This window comes from Streptomyces caatingaensis, from assembly GCF_001187435.1.
GTDB lineage: Bacteria > Actinomycetota > Actinomycetes > Streptomycetales > Streptomycetaceae > Streptomyces > Streptomyces caatingaensis.
The window spans coordinates 153,764-174,556 of the sequence record NZ_LFXA01000012.1; the positions used below are offsets into that span (position 1 = coordinate 153,764).

Here is a 20,793-nt window from a genome sequence, read left to right on the forward strand (position 1 = left end):
TCGCTTCGTTCCCGTCCCCCACAATGTCACCTCATTTGAAACCGGTCTGGGGCGTGATTCGGGCCGGGGAATTCCGGGAGCGGTGCGGAGACCGCCGAAATCCGGGCCGACTGGCGGCCGGCCGCCTTTCGTTCACGGGTCGCGGGCACATGGGTGCGCGTGCGTCCGGGAATTACCGAGTCGGCTGGTTGCCGTCAGGTTATGGAGACGGCCTCGGGGCGAACACCCCTAACCGGCCCCTATCAGTGATCATGTGCTGGGGGCGGGGTCGGCCGGCTCCCCGGCGGGGTGGGGTGGGGGCCGGGGGTCGGGTACGGTCGGGGCGGAGTCCGGCCGACAGGAAAGACATGATCAAGGTATTGCTCGCCGACGACCAGCGGCTGGTCCGCGGGGCGCTGTCGGCCATGCTCGGTCTGGAGGGCGACATCACGGTGGTCGCCGAGGTGGGTTCGGGCGAGGAGGCGGTGGAGGCCGCGCTGCGGACCCGGCCCGACGTGGCGTTGCTGGATGTGCAGATGCCCGGCAGGGACGGGCTGGAGGCGGCGGCGGAGCTGCGGTCGGTGCTGCCGTCGTGCCGGGTGGTCATCTGCACGACGTTCGGCCGGCCCGGGTATCTGGCGCGGGCGCTGGCCGCGGGGGCGGCCGGTTTCATCGTGAAGGACGCGCCGCCGGAACATCTGGTGGACGCGGTGCGCCGGGTCCACGCGGGGCTGCGGGTGGTCGATCCGGAGCTGGCGGCGGAGTCGCTGGCGAGCGGGGTGAGTCCGTTGACGGACCGGGAGCGCGAGGTGCTGCGCGCGGCGAGCGACGGGCGGACGGTGGCGGAGGTGGCCCGGGGGCTGCGGTTGTCGGAGGGGACGGTCCGCAATCACCTGTCCTCGGCGATGCGCAAGACGGGTGCGGGCACGCGTGCCGAGGCCGTGCTGCTGGCGGAGAACCGGGGCTGGCTGTGACCCGCGGGGCCGTGCGGGCGCGGTAGGGGGAGTTCCCCACTTCGCCGTGGTGCGGCCCCTAATCGTGCCGGCGGGCGGGGACCGGAGGGCCGGTGCGTGCTTAGGTGTCCGGGTCCGGCCTCGTCGCCGTGCCGCGCCCCCGTGTTTTCCGCGCCCGTTTCACAGGATTCGGTCCGCCCCGACCGTCCGTTCTCCGCGCAGGTCTCCGCGCACGGCCGCGTCCGGATTCGTCCGCGGCGGGGTCTCCGCATTCCGCCGAACGCACCCCGAACGTGAGGGAGCTGTTTCCATGGAAAAGCCGGCGCGTGCCGAAGAAGGACCTCCCGTCTCCCCGTCCGCCGCTCCGCCGGGGGCCACGGATACCGCCGGCCCCGGCGCGCCGTCGCCCGTTTCCCCTTATTCGCGACGGCGGATCGGGCTGATCACGCTCGGGCTCATGCTCGGGACGTTCCTCTCGGCCCTGGACCAGACGATCGTCGCCACATCGATGGCGACGATCGCCGACGACCTCAAGGGGGTGGACGCCCAGGCCTGGGTCAGCACCGCGTATCTGGTGACGCTGTCGATGACGACGCCGCTGTACGGGAAGCTGTCGGACGTCTACGGACGGAAGCCGCTCTTCCTGGGTGCGACGTCCGTCTTCCTCCTGGGGTCGGTCGCCTGCTCGTTCGCGGGGTCGGTCTATCAGCTGGCCGTGTACCGCGGGGTGCAGGGCCTGGGTGCGGGCGGCCTGGTCATCACCGGCTTGATGATCATCGCGGACACGGTGCCTGCGGAGGCGCGGCCCAGGTACCAGGGCGCCTTCATGTCGGTGTACGGGCTCTCCAGTGTGGTGGGTCCGCTGCTGGGCGGGTTCTTCTCGGGGCGGGGGTCGATCCTCGGGGTGACCGGCTGGCGGTGGGTGTTCCTCGTCAACGTGCCGACGGGGGTGGTCTCGCTGGTGCTGGTGGCCGTGGCGTTCAAGGGCTCGCGGAGCGGGGGCCGGCAGCGGGTGGACTGGTGGGGGGCGGCGATCCTGCCGTTCGCCGTCGTCCCGGTGCTCATCGTGGCCGAGCACGGCGGCAGTTGGGGCTGGCTGTCGGCGCGGTCGGCCGGCTGCTACGCGCTGGGGGCGGTGGCCCTGGTGGCCTTCCTGCTGGTGGAACGGGCCATGAAGCTGGAGGCGTTGATACCGCTGAGGCTGTTCGGGATCCCGGCGTTCCGGACGACGATGGTGACCGCCGCGCTGAGCGGGGTGGGGATGTATGGCGGGATCGTGCTCGTTCCCCAGTACCTGCAGATCGTGCGCGGGCAGTCACCGACCGAGGCGGGGCTGATGACGATTCCGCTGATGGTCGGGATGATGGCCGCCGCGGTGTTCTCGGGCGGTGCCGTCTCGCGGACCGGCCGTTACAAGGGGCTCACGGTGGCGGGCATGGTCCTCACGGTGGCGGGGCTGGCGCTGTTCGCGACCGTGGACGTGCGGACGCCGCTGTGGCAACCGGTGGTGTACATGGTGGTGTTCGGCGTCGGTCTGGGGAACTGCCTGCAGACGCTGACGGTCGCGGCGCAGAACTGCGTACCGCGTGAGGCGATGGGGCTGAGCACGTCACTGGTGACGTTCTTCCGCCAGATCGGCGGCTCGCTGGGGCTGGCGGCCCTGATGTCGGTGCTCTTCCGTCCGCTGGCGGGGAATATCCACGACGCGTTCGTCAAGGCCGCGCGGACGCGGGAGTTCCTCGCGGCGCTGAACGATCCGGCCGTGCGGTCGGCGCCGGAGAACGCGCCGTTCTTCTCTGCGGTGAAGGGGGGTGGTGCGGGGCAGGGCGCCCTGTCCGACATGTCGTTCCTTCAGCGTCTCGATCCGCGGCTGGCCGGGCCGTTCAAGGAGGGGTTCGTCACGTCGATCTCCCTCTCCTTCCTGGTCGCGGCCGGTGTGGCGGCCCTGGGGTTCGTCGCGGCGGCGCTGCTGGTCGAGAAGCGGGCACCGCACACCGGCTCCGCCGATCCGGAGTGACGTGGCGTCACCTCGCTGGTGGGCCCGTGCCGTTGGCGCGGGCCCTGTTCTTTTCGGTTCCGGCCACGCTACTGGCCGTTCGGCACCTTCCGGGCGAACTCCGGACCAACTCCCGGCAAACACACGGAACCAATCATTCCGTCCCCTCGTCAACCCGATTGACGGCTCGGTGAACACCTCCGGCAAGGAGTCGTTCACAACCAGACGGTCATGTTCCGCATATGGCCTGATGCGATAGATTGCACGAAGAACGGGTTTGGGAGCGCCAACCATTGAGTCGAGCAAAAAGATGGTCAAGAATTGCCCAAGCTTTTGCCGGACCTGACGAGGTTGCTCCCCAAGTACGTACGGGGGTGACGGCGCATGATATTTGCGGAGCGCGGCAGTGAAATCGCTCTCCTGAGAGAACTCTTCGAACAGTCCCAACGGCACCGGGCACAAGTCGCGCTCGTGGAGGGCGCGGTCGCCAGCGGGAAGACGGTCCTTCTCCACACGTTCGGCGAAGAAGCGGCGGGGGCCGGGGCACTGGTCCTGACGGCCATGGGCTCCCGGGCCGAACGGAGCCATCCTTTCGGTGTGCTGAGCCAGTTGTTCCACGATCTGCACGACCGGCAGTTGCAGAGCTGGGCCGACGACCAGATCAGCGCCTTCCTCGGCCAGTCACCGGGGGATCCCGCCCCCGAGCGGGATCCGGTCCCGGACCAGGATCCGGTGGCGATGAAACAGGCCACGGCCCGCATCGCCCGGACCCTGTGCGCGGCGCTGCTGGAGTTCGCCGCCGACCGGCCCATCGTGATCGGCATCGACGACGTGCAGTACGCCGACGCCCCGTCGCTCCAGGTCCTCCTCTATCTGCTGCGGCGGCTGAAGACCGACAAACTCCTCGTGGTCCTCACCGAATGGACCGTCTCGCCGCTCGCGCACCCCGCCTTCCGGGCCGAGTTGCTGCGCCAGCCGAACTGCCATGGCATCCGGCTGCGGCCGCTCTCCGTCGGCCAGGTGGCCGAGGTCCTCACCGAATACCTCAACGAGACGGCGGCCGGGCTCCTGGCCCCCGCCTACCACGACGTCTGCGGCGGCAACCCCCTCCTCCTGCGCGGCCTGATCGAGGACGGCGTCCTGCGGCCGATGGACGACCAGAACGCGCTGCCGGCCGTGCCCAGCACCGAGGAATCCTTCCGCCAGGCGGTGTTCGCCTGCCTGTACCGCTGGGACCAGAGCGCCATCGACGTGGCGCGGGGCCTGGCCGTGCTCGACGGCCCGGCCGAGCCGGGGATCATAGGCCAGCTCGTCGGCATGGAGCAGCCGCGCGTGGTGAAGATCGTCGACTCGCTGGCCGGTTCCCGGCTCCTGCGCGACGGCCAGCTGCGCCACCCGGCCGTGCGGGCCGCCGTCCTCGACACTCTCCCGCTCGACGACCAGGTGGGCCTGCACCTGCGCGCGGCCCAACTGCTGCACGACGGCGGCGCGGACGCCACCGCGGTGGCCCGGCATCTGGTGGCCGCGGGCGGCATTCCCGGCCAGTGGGCGGTGCGGGTGCTGCAGGACGCGGGGACCCAGGCGCTGGCCGAGGCCAACCTGCGGTTCACCCTGAGCTGCCTGGAGCTGGCGCAGCGCGACTGCGAGGACCCCGTTCTGCGCGCCTCGCTCACCCTGTCCCTGACCGAGCTGCTCTGGAGCTGCGACCCGTCGGCCGCCGCCCGTTACCTGACTCCGCTCAAGGAGGCGGCGGTGCGGGGGGACCTGGAGCGGAGCAAGGCGCTCACGGTGGCGTTGCAGCTGTTCTGGCACGGCAGGACGCAGGAGGCGCACGAGCTCATCGCCTGGTTCAAGTCCTCGGCGGAGGAGGCCGGTGCGCGGGACTCCTCGCGGTCGTGCCCGCTCAAGAGCCTGCATCACTGGCTGCACCTGGGGTCGCAGCCGCCGCACAACGGGCTGGAGGCCCTGGACGCCGACGCCGGGGCGGGCGACCAGGGGGCGACGGCGCCGCGCTCCGCGCAGGCGGCGCTGGTCACCGCGCTGCACGAGGGGATGCGCGGCCGGGTGGTGGACTGGGCGGAGAACGCGCTGGCCACGACGTTGCGGCTGTCGAGCAAGACCATGGGCGAGGTGCAGTTCGCGCTCTCGGCCCTCATCAACACCGGCCGGACGGGGAAGGCGGCGGCCTTCTGCCGGAAGTTCCTCGCCGAGGCCCGTGTCCAGCAGACCACCACGTGGGAGGCGTTGCTGACCGCGTTCCTGGCGGAGGTGTCGCTGCGGCAGGGGGCGCTGCACCGGGCGGTCGAGCAGGCGCAGGACGCCCTGCGGCTGCTGTCGGCGCGCGGCTGGGGTACGGCCATCGGCCATCCGCTGTCGGTGCAGCTGTTCGCGCTGACGTCGCTGAGCCGGCACGAGGAGGCGGCGCGGGTGCTGCGGCAGGCGGTGCCGGAGGGCATGTTCCAGAGTCCGTCGGGGCTGCGTTACCTGCGGGCGCGCGGCCACCACTACCTGGCGACGCACCGGCCGGGCGACGCGTATCTGGACTTCCACCGGTGCGGCGAGCTGTCGCGGTCGTGGGCGATGGACCTGCCCGAGATGGTGCCGTGGCGCAGTGACCTGGCGCTGGCCCATCTCGCGCTGGGGCGTGGCAAGGCGGCGCGGGAGCTGCTCGCCGAGCAGTTGGCGATGCCGGGGGCGCACGATCCGCGGGTGCGGGGGCTGTCGCTGCGGGCGCTGGCGGAGGCCGAGGACGGCAAGCGGCGCACGGCGCTGCTGCGGGAGGCGGTGGACCTGCTGGGCACCTCCGGCGACCAGGCCCAACTGGCGTGTGCACTGGCCGAGTTGAGCCGGGCGCACCATGAGCTGGGCGAGTTCAGCCGGGCACGGCTGCTGGGCCAGCAGGCGCTCCAGCTCGCGGAGGACTGCGGGGCGCAGCAGTTGTGCCGGACGCTGCTGTCGACGGGTGACGCGGCGAAGAGCCTGGAGGACAGCGGCGCGGACGGGGTCGAGGCGCTGAGCGACGCGGAGCGGCGGGTGGCGGCGCTGGCGGCGGTGGGGCACACCAACCGGGAGATCGCCCGTGAGCTGTACATCACGGTCAGCACGGTCGAGCAGCATCTGACGCGGGTCTACCGCAAGCTCAACGTGAAGCAGCGGGCGGATCTGCCGTTGCGTCTGAAGGAGAGCGGTGACCGGGGCGCGCCGGAGCTGGCCGGGGCCGGCAGTACGGCCTGAGCCGGTCCCGGCCGTGGGACAGGGGGCCGATAGGGGTTGTCCGGGGCGGGCGGCCGGTGCGAGGTTCGGGGTTCCCGAGCCCTTTCTCGACGGCTTCCCGACGGCGGACGACAGGAACGAACGGTGACGACGACGACCGCGAACCAGCGCGAGTGGCTGCGCAGTTTCCACCCGGCTCCCGGAGCGCGGGTGCGCCTGGTGTGCTTCCCGCACGCCGGGGGTTCGGCCAGTTACTACTTCCCGGTGTCGGCGTCGCTGGCCCCGGAGGTGGACGTCGTCGCCGTGCAGTACCCGGGCCGGCAGGACCGCCGTGGCGAGCCGTGCGTCGACGACATCGGGCGGCTGGCCGACCGGATCGACGAGGTGCTGACGGCCGCCGGGCTCGGTTCGGGTGTGCCGTACGCGTTCTTCGGCCACAGCATGGGCGCGGTCCTCGCGTTCGAGGTGGCGCTGCGCCGGGAGCGGCGCGGCGGGCCCGGTCCGGTGCGGCTGTTCGCGTCGGGGCGGCGGGCGCCGGGCCGGTTCCGGGACGAGCGGGTCCATCAGGGCAGTGACGCGGCGGTGGTCGAGGAGATGCGGCTGCTGGGCGGTACGGACTCGCGGTGGCTGGAGGACGAGGAGCTGATGGCCATGGTGCTGCCGGTGCTCCGTGCCGACTACCGGGCGATCGAGCGTTACCGGGCGGCGCCGGGGGCCGGGATCTCGGCGCCGGTGACCGTGCTGACGGGCGACGCCGACCCGCGGACCAGTGCGGAGGAGGCGGCCGCCTGGGGGGAGCACACGGACGGGGAGTGCGCGGTGTCGACGTTCTCCGGTGGGCACTTCTTCCTGGAGCGGCACCAGGGCGCGGTGCTCGACACGATCCGCCGGGGGCTCGCGGGCGTGCGGTAGGGGCGGGGGGCCGGTGCCTTGTCCCGGTGGGGGCGGGCGGTGTCCCGGGCGGGGCGCCGTGGCGCGGGAGAAGTGGCGACCGGGTATTTCCGGAGTATTACCGGCCGGTATTCCGGGGGGCGCCGTGACCGCGTCCTCGTCGCCTTTCGGGAACGTTCCGCGCCCCGCCCACAAGCGGTCTTTGCCGGTGCCATCCATCGGCGGCCGAGGTGTTCCGGGACCAGGATCACATTCGGGCAATCACCATTGACACGCTCAATCCGGTGATCAATCATCGCCGTACAGCCAGGAAGCGCTATACGGCGGCTGTCGTCACCGCGTCGAGCACGCCCGTGACGACCGGTCGGCCCGGAGGTTTGCCATGCCCTGACGGCGCCTTGTGAAGGCAGCCGGCACCCCCCCTTTTTTTCGCGCGCCACGACCCCGGCGCGCCTCGTGCCCCACTCCCCCGCCGGCCCCGCGGTGCGGTGCCGCGCCGGGGCGGACTCCTTCCCCCCGTCCGCTGATTCCGGGCGGCCGGGTACGGGCCCGCACCAGAACCACCCTCCCCCGAGGAGAAGAAGCAGCCTTGCCCGCCCAGCAGACTTCCAGCGTCCCCGACCCCGAACTGCCCGACGCGGTACGGAAGGAGGCCGGCGCGCGGGACCGTGTGCCGGCGTCGTTCGCGCAGCGGCGGCTGTGGTTCCTGGCGCAGCTCCCGGGGGCGAGCGCGGCCTACCACGTGCCGCTCGCCTTCGACGTGCGCGGACCGCTCGACCGCGGCGCGCTGGCCCGCGCGCTGGACGCCTTGACGGCCCGGCACGAGGCCCTGCGCACACGCCTGTCGGCCGTGGACGGCGAGGTGTTCCAGCACGTGGACCCGGTGGACACCGGCTTCGCGCTGGTCGTGGACGACCTGTCCGGCACCCCCGGCGCCGGCGCGGAGGAGCGGCTGGAGCGGCTGCGGCGCGAGGAGGCCGCCGCGCCCTTCGACCTGGCGCGCGGCCCGCTGGCGCGCGGCCGGCTGGTCGTCCTGGACGAGAACCGGCATCACCTTTTGCTGACGTTCCATCACACCGTGTACGACGGCTGGACGGAAGTCCTGCTGATGCGCGAACTCGGCGCGCTGTACGGGGCTTTTCTGCGCGGGGAGCCCGATCCCCTGCCACCGCTCACCGCCGGTTACGCGGAATACGCGGTGCGGCAGAAGCGCGAGTGGGAGGACGGCGCGTTCGCGGAACAGGCCGCGTATTGGACGGAATCCCTGGCGGGCGCACCGCCGTTGCTGGAACTCCCCACGGACCGGCCGCGTCCGGCGGAACAGGATTACCGCGGCGAGGAGGTGCACTTCTCCTTCGGCGCGGAACTGACGGCGGCGGTGCGGGCGCTCGGCGAGCGGCACGGGGCGAGCCCGTTCATGACCGTCCTCACCGGCTGGTCGCTGCTGCTGTCGCGGATGTCGGGCCAGCGGGACCTGGTGGTCGGCGTCCCCGTGGCGAACCGCCGGCGGGGCGGCGTCGAGGGCGTCGCGGGCTTCTTCGTCAACACCCTGGCGCTGCGCGTCGATCTGTCGGACGGGCCGACGGTGGCCGGGGCGCTGGAGCGGGTGCGGTCGGTGACGCGGGCGGGGCTGCGCCGCCAGGACCTGCCGTTCGAGCACGTGGTGGAGCTGGTGAGGCCGGTGCGCAGCCCGGCGCACACACCGCTGTTCCAGACGATGCTGGCGTGGCAGTACGCGGACGGCGGTTCGCTGGAGCTGGCGGGGCTGGAGCTGTCGCCGCTGCGGCTCCCGGCCCCGGGCGCCACGTTCGACCTGACGCTGATGGTGGCGGAGAAGGACGGCCGGCTGACGGGCAGCCTGCGGTACGCCGAGGCGCTGTTCGACGAGGTGACGGCCGAGGGCTATGTGGGCCGGCTGCGGCGGGTGCTGGAGTGGATGACGCGCCACCCGGAACGTCCGGTGGCGGACCTGTCCCTGCTGGACGGGCGGGAGCGCCGCCGCGTGCTGGAGGAGTGGAACGCCACCGCGCTGCGGATCCGCCCCGCGGGTCTGGTGGAGCGCTTCGAGGAGCAGGCGCGCACGCGCCCGGACGCCCCGGCCGTCGTGGACGGTGCCGTGCGGACCGGCTACGCGGAGCTGGACCGGCGGGCCAACCGGCTGGCCCGGGCGCTGATCGCCCGGGGCGTGCGGCGCGGGCAGCCGGTGGGGCTGCATCTGCGCCGGTCGGCCGGGCTGGCGGTGGGCGTCTGGGGCGTCCTCAAGGCGGGGGCCGCCTGTCTGCCGCTGGATCCCGGCCTGCCGGCGGAGCGGCTGGCCGGGCTGGTGGAGGACGCCGCTCCCGCCGTGGTGCTGAGCGGTGAACCGGCGCCGCCCGCCGGCTGGTTGCCGCTCGCGGACGTCGAGGCGGAGGCGGGGTCCGGGGAGGCGCCAGGTGTCGCGGTGTCGGCCGACGACCTGGCGTACGTCGTCTACACCTCGGGTTCGACGGGCCGCCCCAAGGGCGTGGGCGTGCCGCACGGTGCCGTCCTCAATCTGCTGGACCACTGGCTGGCGCGGTTCGGCGCGCTGCCCGGCGCGCCGGCCTCGCAGTGGACGAGCACCGGATTCGACGTGGCCCAGCAGGAGTTGCTGCTTCCGCTGACCACCGGGGGCGTGCTGTACCCGGTGCCGGAGGAGGTGCGCCTCGACCCGGCGGCGCTGCTGGACTGGATGCGGGAGCACCGGGTGGCGCAGGCGTATCTGCCGCCGGCCTTCGTCCGGTGGATCGACGAGGCGCCCGGGGAACGGCTGAAGGGGCTGGAGCTGCGCCAGTTGCTGACGGGCGTGGAGCCGCTGCCCGAGGGCGCGTTGTACCGCCTCGCCGAGGCGGTGCCGGGGCTGCGGATCCTGTACGGCTACGGGCCGACGGAGACGACGGTGTACAGCACCGCGCACGTCGCGCCGCGGCCGCTGGAGCGGCAGAGCCCGATCGGCCGGCCGGTCGCCAACACCCGTGTGTACGTGCTGGACGGGCGGCTGCGGCCGGTGCCGCCGGGTGTGCCCGGCGAGGTGTACGTGGCCGGGGCGGGCCTGGCCCGCGGCTACCTGGGCCGGCCGGGGCTGACGGCCGGGCGGTTCGTGGCCGACCCGTTCGTGCCGGGCGGGCGGATGTACCGCACCGGCGACCTGGCCCGGTGGCTGTCGGACGGCGCGCTGGAGTACGCGGGGCGCCTGGACGACCAGGTGAAGCTGCGCGGGTTCCGGATCGAGCCGGGCGAGGTGGAGGCGGCGCTGCGGGCCGAGCCCGGGGTCGGCGAGGCGGCGGTGCTGGTGGACCGTGCCGCGCCCGGCGGCCCGGTGCTGGTGGCGGCCGTGGGCCGGGACGGCGCCGAGCCGCGCCCGGCGGCGGAGTGGCGGGCGGCGCTGGCCCGGCGGCTGCCGGACTACATGGTGCCGCAGGTCTTCGTGGAGTTCGACCGGCTGCCGCTGTCGGCCAACGGCAAGCTCGACCGCGCGGCGGTGCTGGAGCGGGCCGCGGCCCGCGGGCCCGCCGCCGTCAACCAGGGAAGCCCGCGCGACGACATCGAGTTGACGCTGTACCAGATATGGCGGGGGCTGCTGCTCCATCCCGGGATCGGGATACGGGACGACTTCTTCGCCCTCGGCGGCACGTCGATCTCCGCCATCAAGCTGGCCCACGCCGTCCGGGAGGCGTTCGGCGTGCCCCTCCAGGTGCGCGACGTCCTGCTGCACCCGACGATCGAGGCGCTCGGCGGGCTGCTCCGCGAGGGCGCGGCGGACCGCCGCCCCGGGAGCGTCGTCGAGTTCCGCCCCGGCGACGGACGGGCCCGGGTGATCTGCGTCCACCCCGCCGGCGGCACCGCCTTCTGCTACCTGCCGCTCGCCGGGCTGCTGCCCGACGGTGCCGGGGTGACCGGCGTCCAGGCGCCCGGCATCAACGAGGGGGAACAGCTCCTGCCGTCCGTCGAGGCGATGGCCGAGGAGTACCTGCGCCTCGTCGGACCGCTGCCCGAGGGACCGTTGGTGCTCACCGGGCTGTCGTACGGCGGCCTGATCGCCCACGAGATGGGCCGCAGGCTGGCGGCGGCCGGCCGCACCGGCGTGAGCGTGGTGCTGCTGGACACCCACGGCACCGACGACCCGGCCGAACGGGCCCGCGTCGAGCCCGTGGGGCTCGCCGAGTTCCGCGACAAGCTCGTCCGCTTCAACGGGATGTACCCGGGCATCGACGACGAGCAGATCGAGCGGTACTTCCGCGTCTACAACCACAGCCGGCTCACAGCGCGCGCCTACGAGGTGCCGGCGACGGCGGCCCGCACGGTCCTGGTGCAGGCCGAGGGGCCGGACGACGACCCCGTGGACCCCGCCCACCTGCGCCGCATCCGGGAGTTCTGGGCCCGCCGGACCGCGGGCGGCCTGGTCGTCGAGCCGCTGGCCCGCGGCCACTGGGACGTGCTGGAGGGCGACGGGGCGGTCCGGGTGGCCGCCGTCGTCGCGGCCGAGCTGTCCCGCTCCCCGGCGCCCCCGGCCGCCGTTCCCGCCCCCCGTACCGCCCCGGCCCAGGAGGCACGATGACATCCGCTCCCCCCGGCCTGGCCCGCCGCGTCCTCGACCGGATCCGCCGCGCCCCGTCCGCGCCCGCCGTCGTGGAGGGCGGCCGGGTCCTCGACGGCGCCGGCCTCGACGCCGGCTCCGCCGCCGTCGCCCGCGCCCTGCGCGCCCACGGCGTCCGCCCCGGGCAGGCCGTGGCGGTGTGCCTGCCGCGCTCGGCCCGGCTCGTCCAAGTGATGCTCGGCGCCCTGCGGTCGGGCGCGGTGGTGGTGCCGCTGGACGGGCAGAGCCCCGCCGCCCGGCAGCGGCACATCCTCACCGACTCGGGTGCCGTCGTCGTGGTGCACGACGGGACGCCGCCCGCCGGCGCGGGCGAGGGCGTCACCGCCCTGGAGGCCGCGGCGCTCCTGGACGGCGCGGACCCCGCCGCCGACGGGCCGGTGACCGACGCGCCCGGCACGGCGTTCGTCTTCTACACCTCCGGAACCACCGGCCTGCCCAAGGGAGTCGAGGTCCCGGGCGCCGGCGTCCTGCGGCTGGCCCGGGAGGGCTGGCTGCGGCCCGGCGGCCCCAAGCGGCACGCCTGGCTGGCCAACCCGGCGTTCGACGCGCTCAACTTCGAGGTGTGGGTGCCGCTGCTGACCGGCGGCTGCTGCGTGGTGCTGGACGACGCGACGGTGCAGTCGCCCCACCTGCTGGCCGCCGCGCTGCGCGACACCCGCGTCGACGCCCTGTTCGTCACGGCGGCCCTCTTCAACGCCGTCGTCGACACCGTCCCCGACTGCTTCGCCGGCGTCGGCGAGGTGCTGATCGGCGGCGAGAAGCTCAACGCCCGTGTCGTCCGCGACTGGTACCGCGCCAACCCGGACAGCGCCACCGTCCTGTACAACGCCTACGGCCCGACCGAGTGCACGACCTTCGCGCTGACCCACCCGATCCCGCGCGACTTCGACGGGGACGCGGTGCCCATCGGCCGCCCCCTGCCCGGCACCGGCGCGCTCGCCGTCGTGGCCGGCGACCGCCCGGCCGCCCCGGGCGAGCTGGCCGAACTCCTGCTCTCCGGCGAGGGGTTGGCGGCCGGCTACCGCAACCTGCCCGAGGAGACCGCCCGCGCCTTCGTCCGCCTGCCCCGGCACGACGGCGGCCGCGAGCTCCACTACCGCAGCGGCGACCTCGTCCGGCTCGACGAGGACGGGCTCGTCACCTACGTCGGACGCGTCGACCGGCAGGTGAAGGTACGCGGCTTCCGCATCGAGCCCGGCGAGCTGGAAGAGCGCATCACCGCCCACCCGGCCGTCCGCCGGGCCCACGTGTGCGCCCGGCCCGACGCCGCCGGCGTACTGGAGCTGCTGGCCTTCGTCGTGACCGACGAGGCGCTGTCCTACGAGGAGTTCGACCGCCACCTCACCGCGGCCCTGCCCCCGTACATGCGCCCGCACCACGTCCACCGGGTGCCCGCCCTCCCCCGGAACGCCAACGGCAAGGTCGACGAGGCCGCGCTGCTCGCCCGCGCCGGCGAGCCCTGGCGGCCCGCGCGCACGGCGGACGGCGACGCCGTCACACCGTGGCAGCGCGAGGTCCTGGCCCTGGCCGAGGAGGTGCTCGGCGTCATCGGCCTGCGGCCGGCCGACCGGTGGATCGCCTGCGGCGGCGACTCCCTCAAGGCCCTGCGGCTGCGCTTCGAGGCGCGCCGCCGCTGGGGCTGCGAACCGCCGCGCACGGCCGTCGTCGACGGGGACTTCGCCTCCCTGGCCGCCGCCCTCGCCGCCGCGCGCGAGACGGGCACGGCCCCCTGCCCGCCCGTGCCCGCCCCGGCCGGCGCGACGACCGCGCCCGCCACCTCCGAACAGCAGCGGCTCTGGCTGCTCCAGCAGCAGGACCCCGGCTCCCGCGCCTACCACGTGCCGCTGGCCTTCCGGCTGGACGGCCCCGTGGACACCGGCGCGCTGCGCGAGGCGCTGCGCCTGCTGGTGGTACGCCACCCGGCACTCCGCACCGCCTTCGTCCCCTCGGCCGAGGGCCTGCGCCAGGAGACCGGCGCGCCCTACGACCCGTGGACGACCGGGACGGACACGGCCGAGGCGGCCGTGCGGGACTTCCTCGACGCGCCGTTCGACCTGGCCCGGCCCGAGCTCTTCCACGCCCGCTGGCTGCCCGACGGCACCGGCGGCGGAACGCTGCTGCTGCGCCTGCACCACATCGCCGTCGACGGCTGGTCGCTCAACGTGCTGTTCGCAGAGGTGTCGGCGGCCTACGCGGACCTGGCCGCCGGAAGACGCCCGCAGGCGCCCGGCGCCGCGCCGACGCCCCTGGACTTCGCCGGATGGCAGGCCGAGTGGTTCGCCACGCCCGGCTACGCGGAGCAGCGCGCCGCGCTGCGCGGCCACTTGGCGGGACTGGACGAGGCGGAGCCCGTCCTGCCGTCCCTGCCCCGGCCGGACGGCTCCGGGCGGCTGCTGTGCACCGCGCTGGACGGCGAGCGGCGCGCCGTGCTCGACCGGCTCTGCGCCGGCCTGGGGCTGACCCGTTTCCAACTGCTGCTGGGCGTGTACGCGTGGAGCCTGTACGGGGTGGCGGGCCGGACCCGGCCGCGGCTGGCGGCCCCGGTCGCCAACCGGCCGGTGCGCGAATTCGCCGACAGCGTCGGCATGTTCGCCAACACCGTGCTGCTGCCCGTCGAGGTGGCGCCGCGCGAGAGCCTGCGCGGCCAACTGCTGCGCGAGGGCGAGCGCGTGAGGCAGGTGCTGGAGCGGCAGGACGTGGCGTTCGCGGACGTGCTCGCCGACCGGCCGTCCCGCACGGACGCCCCGCCGTTCGACTTCCTGTTCGTGCTGGAGAACACGGACTTCTCCGCGCTGGCCCTGCCGGGCGTCGAGGCGCGCCCGGTGTGGCACGCCCCGGCCGACGCCAAGTGCCCGCTGACCCTCTCCGTCGTGGAGCGCGGCGACGGCCTCGACCTGCTGTGGGAGTACGCCGCCGACCACTTCACGGCGGACGAGGTCGCGGCCGTGGACGGCCTCTTCCGGCAGGGCCTGGACGCGCTCGCCGAGGGCGGCGACGGCACCCCGGCCGAGCTGGTCGCCGGGCACCGGCGCGGCCTGCCCGAGCCCGGGCGGGCCCCGGAGGCCGAGCCCGCGTTCACCACGGTGGCCGAGGGCTTCGCCCGGCAGGCGCGCCGCACGCCGGACGCGACGGCGGTGGTGACGCCGGACGGCCGGCACGTCACTTACGCCCAACTCGCCTCGTACGCCTCGGGGCTGGCGGTCCGGCTGCGGGACCTGCACCCGCTGCCGCCCGCCGAGGTGCCCGCGAGCGTCGCGCTGTACCTGGAGCCCTCCGTCGAGCACGTGGCGGCGCTCCTCGCGCTGGCCCGGCTCGGCGTCACCGCCGTCCCGCTGGACCCCGCCTACCCGCCGGAGCTGCTGCGGCACGTGCTGGAGCAGGCGACGCCGCTGTGCGTGCTGGTGCCGCCGGGCGGCGCACCTGCGCTCGACGCGATCGCCCCGGACGGACTCGCCCGGCACGCGGTGGAGTTGCGGGACGACGCGCCGGCGCCGGGCGCGGCGGATCTGCCCGAGGCCCCCGCCCACGGCAGCGCCCGCCCCCTGTACACCCTGTTCACCTCCGGCTCCACGGGCCGCCCCAAGGGCGTCCAGGTGCCGGACGCGACCCTGTGCAACCTGCTGCGCTGGCAGGAGACGGACGGGGGGCTCGCGGGCCCCGCGGTCACCCAGCAGTTCTCCATGCTGTCGTTCGACGTGTCGTTCCAGGAGATCCTCACCACCCTGACCGGCGGCGGCCGCCTGCACCTGGTCCGGCCCGGCTGGCGGCAGGACGTGCCGGCCCTGCTCGACCAGCTCGAAACGGCCGGTGTCGAGCGGCTCTTCCTGCCGTACGTGGCCCTCCAGCTCCTCGCCGAGCACGGGGTGCGACTGGGCCGCTACCCGTCACGGCTGCGCGAAGTCGTCACCGCCGGCGAGCAGTTGCTGTGCACCGACGCGGTGCGCGCCTGGTTCGCGGGGCTGCCGGGGGCCCGGCTGTTCAACCACTACGGGCCGACCGAGACGCACGTCGTCAGCGGACTGTGCCTGGACGGCGACCCGGCGGCCTGGCCGTCCCGCCCGGCGATCGGCCGCCCGGTGGCCGGCGCCCGGCTGCGGGTGGTGGACGCGGCGGGCGAGCCCGTGCCGCCGGGCTGCCCCGGCAGCCTGCTGATCGGCGGGCCCATGGCCGCCCCCTGCTACCTGGGCGACCCGGAGCTCAACGCCTCCCGCTTCACCGAGGTCCCGGGCGCCGGGACCTTCTACCGCAGCGGCGACCGCGCCTTCTTCGACCGGCAGGGCCTGCTGCACTACCTCGGCCGCGAGGACCAGCAGGTCAAACTGAGCGGCCACCGGCTCGAACTCGGCCAGGTCGAGGCGGCGTTGCTGCGCCACCCCGCCGTCGTCAACGCGGTCGTGGTGGCGGACGGCGGACGCCTGGCGGCCTGCCTCCAGTGCCACGGCGAGCCCCCGACCGCCGACGAACTGACCGCCCACCTGGGCGAATTGCTGCCCTCGCACGTGCGCGTCGACCGCTTCCGCGTCACCGACGCGCTGCCGCTGACCCCCAGCGGCAAGCTCGACCGGCGGCGCGCCCTCGCCGCGCCGGGCAGGGACCTGCGCCCGCGGGCCGCAGCCGGGCCCGCGCCGTCGCCGCTGGAGGCACGGCTCTCCGCGCTGCTGGAGGAGGTGCTCGGCCGCCCCGTCGCCCCCGACGACCGCTTCTTCGACGCCGGCGCCTCCAGCCTCGACCTGATGCGCTTCCACCTGCGCTGCACGGACGAACCCGGACTGGACTTCTCCATACCGGACTTGTTCGAGCACGTCACGGTGCGGCGGCTGGCCCGCTTCCTGGAGCCGGCCGGCCCGGCCGCGGCACCGGACCGCACGCCGGCCGCGGGCGGCGACGAGCCCGTCGCCGTCGTCGGCATGGCCGTCCGGCTGCCCGGCGCCGACGACCTCGCCGCCTTCTGGGAGCTCGTCCGCGAAGGACGGCGCGGCATCGAGCACTTCGAGGCGGACGACGGCCTGGTCGGGGCCCGCAGCCAGCTGTCCGGGCCGCTGGACTTCGACCCGGGGCACTTCGGGGTCAGCCGCCAGGAGGCCCGGCTGATGGATCCGCAGCAGCGGCACCTGCTGATGGCCTCGGTGCAGGCCCTGGCGCACGCCGGCCTCGGCGGCGGCCCGGCGGCGCGCCGCACCGGCATCGTCGCGGGCTGCGGCGAGAACACCTACTTCCAGTCGCTGCTGCGCGACGCCGACCCGGCGGCGCTGCCCGACGGGTTCCGGCTGGCGCAGCACCACGACAAGGACTTCCTGACGACCAAGGTCGCCTACCATCTGGGGCTGACCGGCCCGGCGTTCACCGTCCAGGCCGCCTGCTCCAGTTCGCTGCTGGCCGTCCACGTGGCCGCCGGGCTGCTGCGGCAGGGCGACGCGGAGGTGATGCTCGCCGGCGGCGTCCTCGTGGATCCGACCCTCACCGGCGGCTACCGCTACCAGCCGCAGCACATCTTCTCCCCCGACGGGCACTGCCGCCCCTTCAGCGACGACGCCGCGGGGACGGTCGGCGCCAGCGGGGTCGGCGTGGTCGTGCTCAAGCCGCTGCGGCTGGCCCGGCGGGACGGGGACACCGTCTACGCCGTGGTCACCGGCTCGGCGGTCAACAACGACGGCGCGGAGAAGATGAGTTACAGCGCTCCCTCGCTGGCCGGGCAGCGCGAGGTGATCCGCGCCGCGCTGCGCCGCAGCGGCCGTGACGCCGCCGACCTCGGCTACGTCGAGGCGCACGGCACGGGCACCCGGCTCGGCGACCCGGTCGAGGTGGGCGCGCTGCGGCAGGCGTACGGCCTGGAGGAGCCGGGCCGGTGCGCGCTGTCGTCGGTCAAGAGCCAGCTCGGGCACCTGGGCGCGGCGGCGGGCGTCGTCGGCCTGGTCCGCGCCGCGCTGGCCGTGCACCACGGGATCGTCCCGCCCACCGTCGGCTTCCGCCGCCTCAACCCCCAAATCCCCTCGGAGCGCCTGCCGTTCAGGATCCCGGCGGCGGCGGAGCCCTGGCCCGAGGGGCGGCCGCGGGTGGCCGCGGTGAGCAGCTTCGGCATCGGCGGCACCAACGTCCACCTGGTGCTGGAGGCCGGCGACCCGGCGGACGCGCCGCGTGACGTCCCGGTGCCCGTGCCCGTCCTGCCGCTGTCCAGTGCCGGCGAGGCCGGTCTGCGCGCCGACGCGGCGCGGATCGCCGACTACCTGCGGGAGCGGCCGGAGGAGTACGGGCGGGTGCTGCGGCACCTGCAGGCCGGACGCCCGGCCCTGGCCCGGCGGGCGGCGGCGGTGTGCGCCGACGCGGCCGAGGCGGTGGCCTGGCTGCGGACGGTGACCGGCGGCACCGCCGTGACGGCGGACGGGACGACCCTGGCCGCCGAGGACGTGCCGCCCGGGGAGCTGGCGGCCGCCTGGCTGGCCGGCGCGGAGGTCCGGTGGCCCGGAGGTACGGCACAGGCACCGTGGGACTTCCCGCCGCCCGCCTTCGACCTGGACCGCTACGTCGTGCGAACCGCCCCTGCCGCACCCGGGCCGCCCCCCGGGCCCGCCTGGCCGGAGCGGCTCCCGCAGAGCGCGTGGCTGCACCAGCCGCACTGGGTGCGGTGGCGGCACGCGTCCGGCACGGCGGCCTCCCGCGGCGCCGGCACGCTGGTGGTGCTGACGGACGGCCCCCTGCCGTCCGGGGCGCTGCGCCCGTTCGAGGCGGTGTACGAGCGCGTGGTGCACGTCCGCGCCGCGGCGGCCTTCGCCCGTGCCGGCGCGGACCGCTACGAGGCCGACCCGGCCGAACCGGCGTCGCTGCGGCGGGTGCTGGACGCGCTCACCGGCGCCGGGGCCACCGGCGTCGACTGGCTGCACGCCCTTCCCCTCGCCGTCGAGGGGGAGCCGGACGAGGAGACGCTGGAACGCGCCCGGTGGGCCTGCCTCGACACACCCGCCGCGCTGCTCCGGGCCGCCGCCGGCCTCCCCGCCGGGACGCGGCTGCGCCCGTGGTGGCTGTCGTACGGCGCCCAGCCCGTCGAGGGCCCCGTCGTCCGGCCCGAACTCGGCCTGCTGGCCGGCGCGTCCGAGGTCGTCCCGCAGGAGTGCGGCGTCGAGGGCCGCTGGGTGGACCTGCCCGGCCGCGACCCGGCCGGGTGGGCGCCGCTGGCCGCCCTGCTGGCCGCGGCGGCCGCGGGCGGGGAGCCGCCGCGCCGGCTGGCGCTGCGGCAGGGCTACTGGTGGCGGCAGGCGCTGCTGCCGGTGCCCGCCCCCGCCCCCGCGCCGGAACACCCGGCGGGGCCCGGCACGTACGTGGTCCTCGGCGGCACCGGCGGCATCGGCCGGAGCGTCGCGGCCCGGCTGCTGGACGGCCCGGACCGCCGCGTCGTCCTGGTGGCCCGCCGCGCGGAACTGCCGGAGGAACTGGAACCGTGGGCCGGCCGGGTCGACCTGCTGGAGGCGGACCTGGCCACGGCGGCGCCGGAGGAGGTCCTCGCCCGTCTCGCCCGCGTCGCCCCGCGCGTCGACGGCGTCGTGCACGCGGCGGGTGTGGCGGCGGGCGGGCTGCTGGCCCGGCGCGACGCCGCCGCCGCGCGGCACGCCTCGGCGGCCAAGGTGCGCGGCGCGCTCCTGGTGGAGCGGCTGATCGAGCGGCACCGGCCGGCGTTCGCCGTGTACTGCTCGTCGATGTCCGCGCAGTTCGGCGGCGTGGGGCAGTTCGACTACGCCGCCGCCAACGGGCTGCTCGACGGGTTCGCCCGGTACGGGGGCGGCGACGGCGGGACGACGCTGCGGGTCGGTATCGACTGGGACGTCTGGAACGAGACCGGCATGGCGCTGGGCGCGCCGGAGGCCGACGCGCGCCACCGGGCGCACCTCGCGGTGGGCCTGACGGTGAAGGAGGGGCAGCGGCTGTTCGCCGACGCCCTGCGGCTGGGGCTTCCCCAACTCCTCGTGTGCACCACGGAGATGGAGCAGGCGCGCGTCTTCTACGCGCCGCGGCCCGGGACGGCTCCCGTCGCGGCGCCGGCTTCGGCACCGGCGCCGGTTCCGGCCGCCGGGCGGCTCGCGGACTGGCTGTGCCGGTCCCTCGGTGTCGACGCCCTCGACCCCGAGGCGTCCCTGTACGACCTCGGCGCCGACTCGCTCACCCTGCTCGACCTGATCAGCACGGTCCAGGAGGAGTACGGCGTCGAGCTCGAACTGTCGCGGCTGAGCCACCGGGTGAGCCTGTCCGAGGTGCTGGAGCACCTCGCCGCGGCCACCGCCGGTCCGCAGGGCGACGCGCGGGGGGACGCCGCGGAGGCCGTGCCGCTGGACGTCTGGCAGGAGGGCACGGGCGGTGACGTCCTGTGCCTGGTGCACCCGGTCGGCGGGGACGTCCAGGCGTACCGCGAGCTGGTGTCGGCCCTCGATCCCCGGCTGACCGTCTGCCTGATCACCGACCCGGGGCTGCGCGGCGACGAGGCCCCCGGCTGGACGGTCGCCGAGCGCGCGGCCCGCTACCTCGCGGCGCTGCGCGGCCGTTTCCCCCGGGACGCGTGGCGCTGGCGGCTGGCGGGCTGGTCGTTCGGCGCGTGGGTGGCCCAGGCGATGGCGGCCGGGGCCGAGGCGTCCGACGGGCCGGTCGCGGAGCTGTACCTGCTCGACCCGCCGCCGCCCGGCGCCGGGAAGGACGCCGTGGAGTACGACGAGGAGCGGCTGGAGCGGCTCTTCGCCCGGGAGCTGGCCGAGGCGGGCTCCGGCGGCCCGGCGGGGCCGGAGGCCCGCGCGTACGCCGAGCGGCTGGCGCGCTGCTGCCGGGCGAACCTGGCCGGCATGGCGGGCCACGAACCGCCGCCGCTGCCCGCCACGCCGGTCCGGCTGTGGCTGGCGGGCCGGGCGGAGACCGGGCTGCCGGCCCGCCGGCCGGCCGAGGAGCAGGGCCTGTTGTGGCGGGAGCGGTTGCCGCTGCTGGCGGAGGCGCGGTGCCTGGACACCACGCACTACGGGATCGTCCGGGCGCCGCACGTGGCGGTGGTCGCCGAGGCCGTCAACGCGGCGTGCGCCCCGGCGGCGGGAGCGTCCGCCCGCACCTGAACCGGTCCGGGCCCGGCGGACACCCCCGCCGCCGGGTCCGGGCCACCCCCGACCACCGTCACCGAC

6 protein-coding genes are annotated in these 20,793 nt (G+C 75.3%); all 6 read left to right on the forward strand.

The genetic code is table 11. The features are described from left to right. Positions 1–347 precede the first annotated feature (347 nt). The 6 genes from AC230_RS19310 to AC230_RS19335 all read left to right on the forward strand — a co-directional run bounded on the left by AC230_RS19310 (position 348) and on the right by AC230_RS19335 (position 20,727). A complete protein-coding gene (locus AC230_RS19310) occupies positions 348–953 on the forward strand; it encodes a response regulator transcription factor (RefSeq protein ID WP_049717542.1) in 606 nt (201 codons plus the stop codon). 289 nt (positions 954–1,242) lie between these two features. Further along, positions 1,243–2,949 (forward strand): MDR family MFS transporter, encoded by a 1,707-nt coding sequence (locus AC230_RS19315; RefSeq protein ID WP_078871394.1) that lies wholly within the window; start codon positions 1,243–1,245, stop codon positions 2,947–2,949. A 363-nt stretch (positions 2,950–3,312) separates the two neighbouring features. Then, complete coding sequence (locus tag AC230_RS19320) at positions 3,313–6,162, forward strand: helix-turn-helix transcriptional regulator (RefSeq protein WP_078871395.1); 2,850 nt, start codon at positions 3,313–3,315, stop codon at positions 6,160–6,162. 123 nt (positions 6,163–6,285) lie between these two features. Next, positions 6,286–7,053, forward strand: coding sequence for a thioesterase II family protein (locus AC230_RS19325; protein WP_049717544.1), 768 nt, complete (start codon positions 6,286–6,288; stop codon positions 7,051–7,053). 568 nt (positions 7,054–7,621) lie between these two features. Continuing rightward, positions 7,622–11,608: a non-ribosomal peptide synthetase gene (locus tag AC230_RS19330; protein ID WP_078871396.1), complete on the forward strand. Its 3,987-nt coding sequence runs from the start codon at positions 7,622–7,624 to the stop codon at positions 11,606–11,608. After that, entirely contained in the window at positions 11,605–20,727 is a 9,123-nt protein-coding gene (locus AC230_RS19335; RefSeq protein WP_049717545.1) for a non-ribosomal peptide synthetase, read from the forward strand. The genes AC230_RS19330 and AC230_RS19335 overlap by 4 nt, the downstream gene beginning before the upstream one ends. Positions 20,728–20,793 lie beyond the last annotated feature (66 nt).

Bases quoted from the DNA above. Each gene is read 5' to 3' on its own strand.
- AC230_RS19310 (WP_049717542.1), top strand. From the start codon at position 348: ATGATCAAGGTATTGCTCGCCGACGACCAGCGGCTGGTCCGCGGGGCG.
- AC230_RS19315 (WP_078871394.1), top strand. From the start codon at position 1,243: ATGGAAAAGCCGGCGCGTGCCGAAGAAGGACCTCCCGTCTCCCCGTCC.
- AC230_RS19320 (WP_078871395.1), top strand. From the start codon at position 3,313: ATGATATTTGCGGAGCGCGGCAGTGAAATCGCTCTCCTGAGAGAACTC.
- AC230_RS19335 (WP_049717545.1), top strand. From the start codon at position 11,605: ATGACATCCGCTCCCCCCGGCCTGGCCCGCCGCGTCCTCGACCGGATC.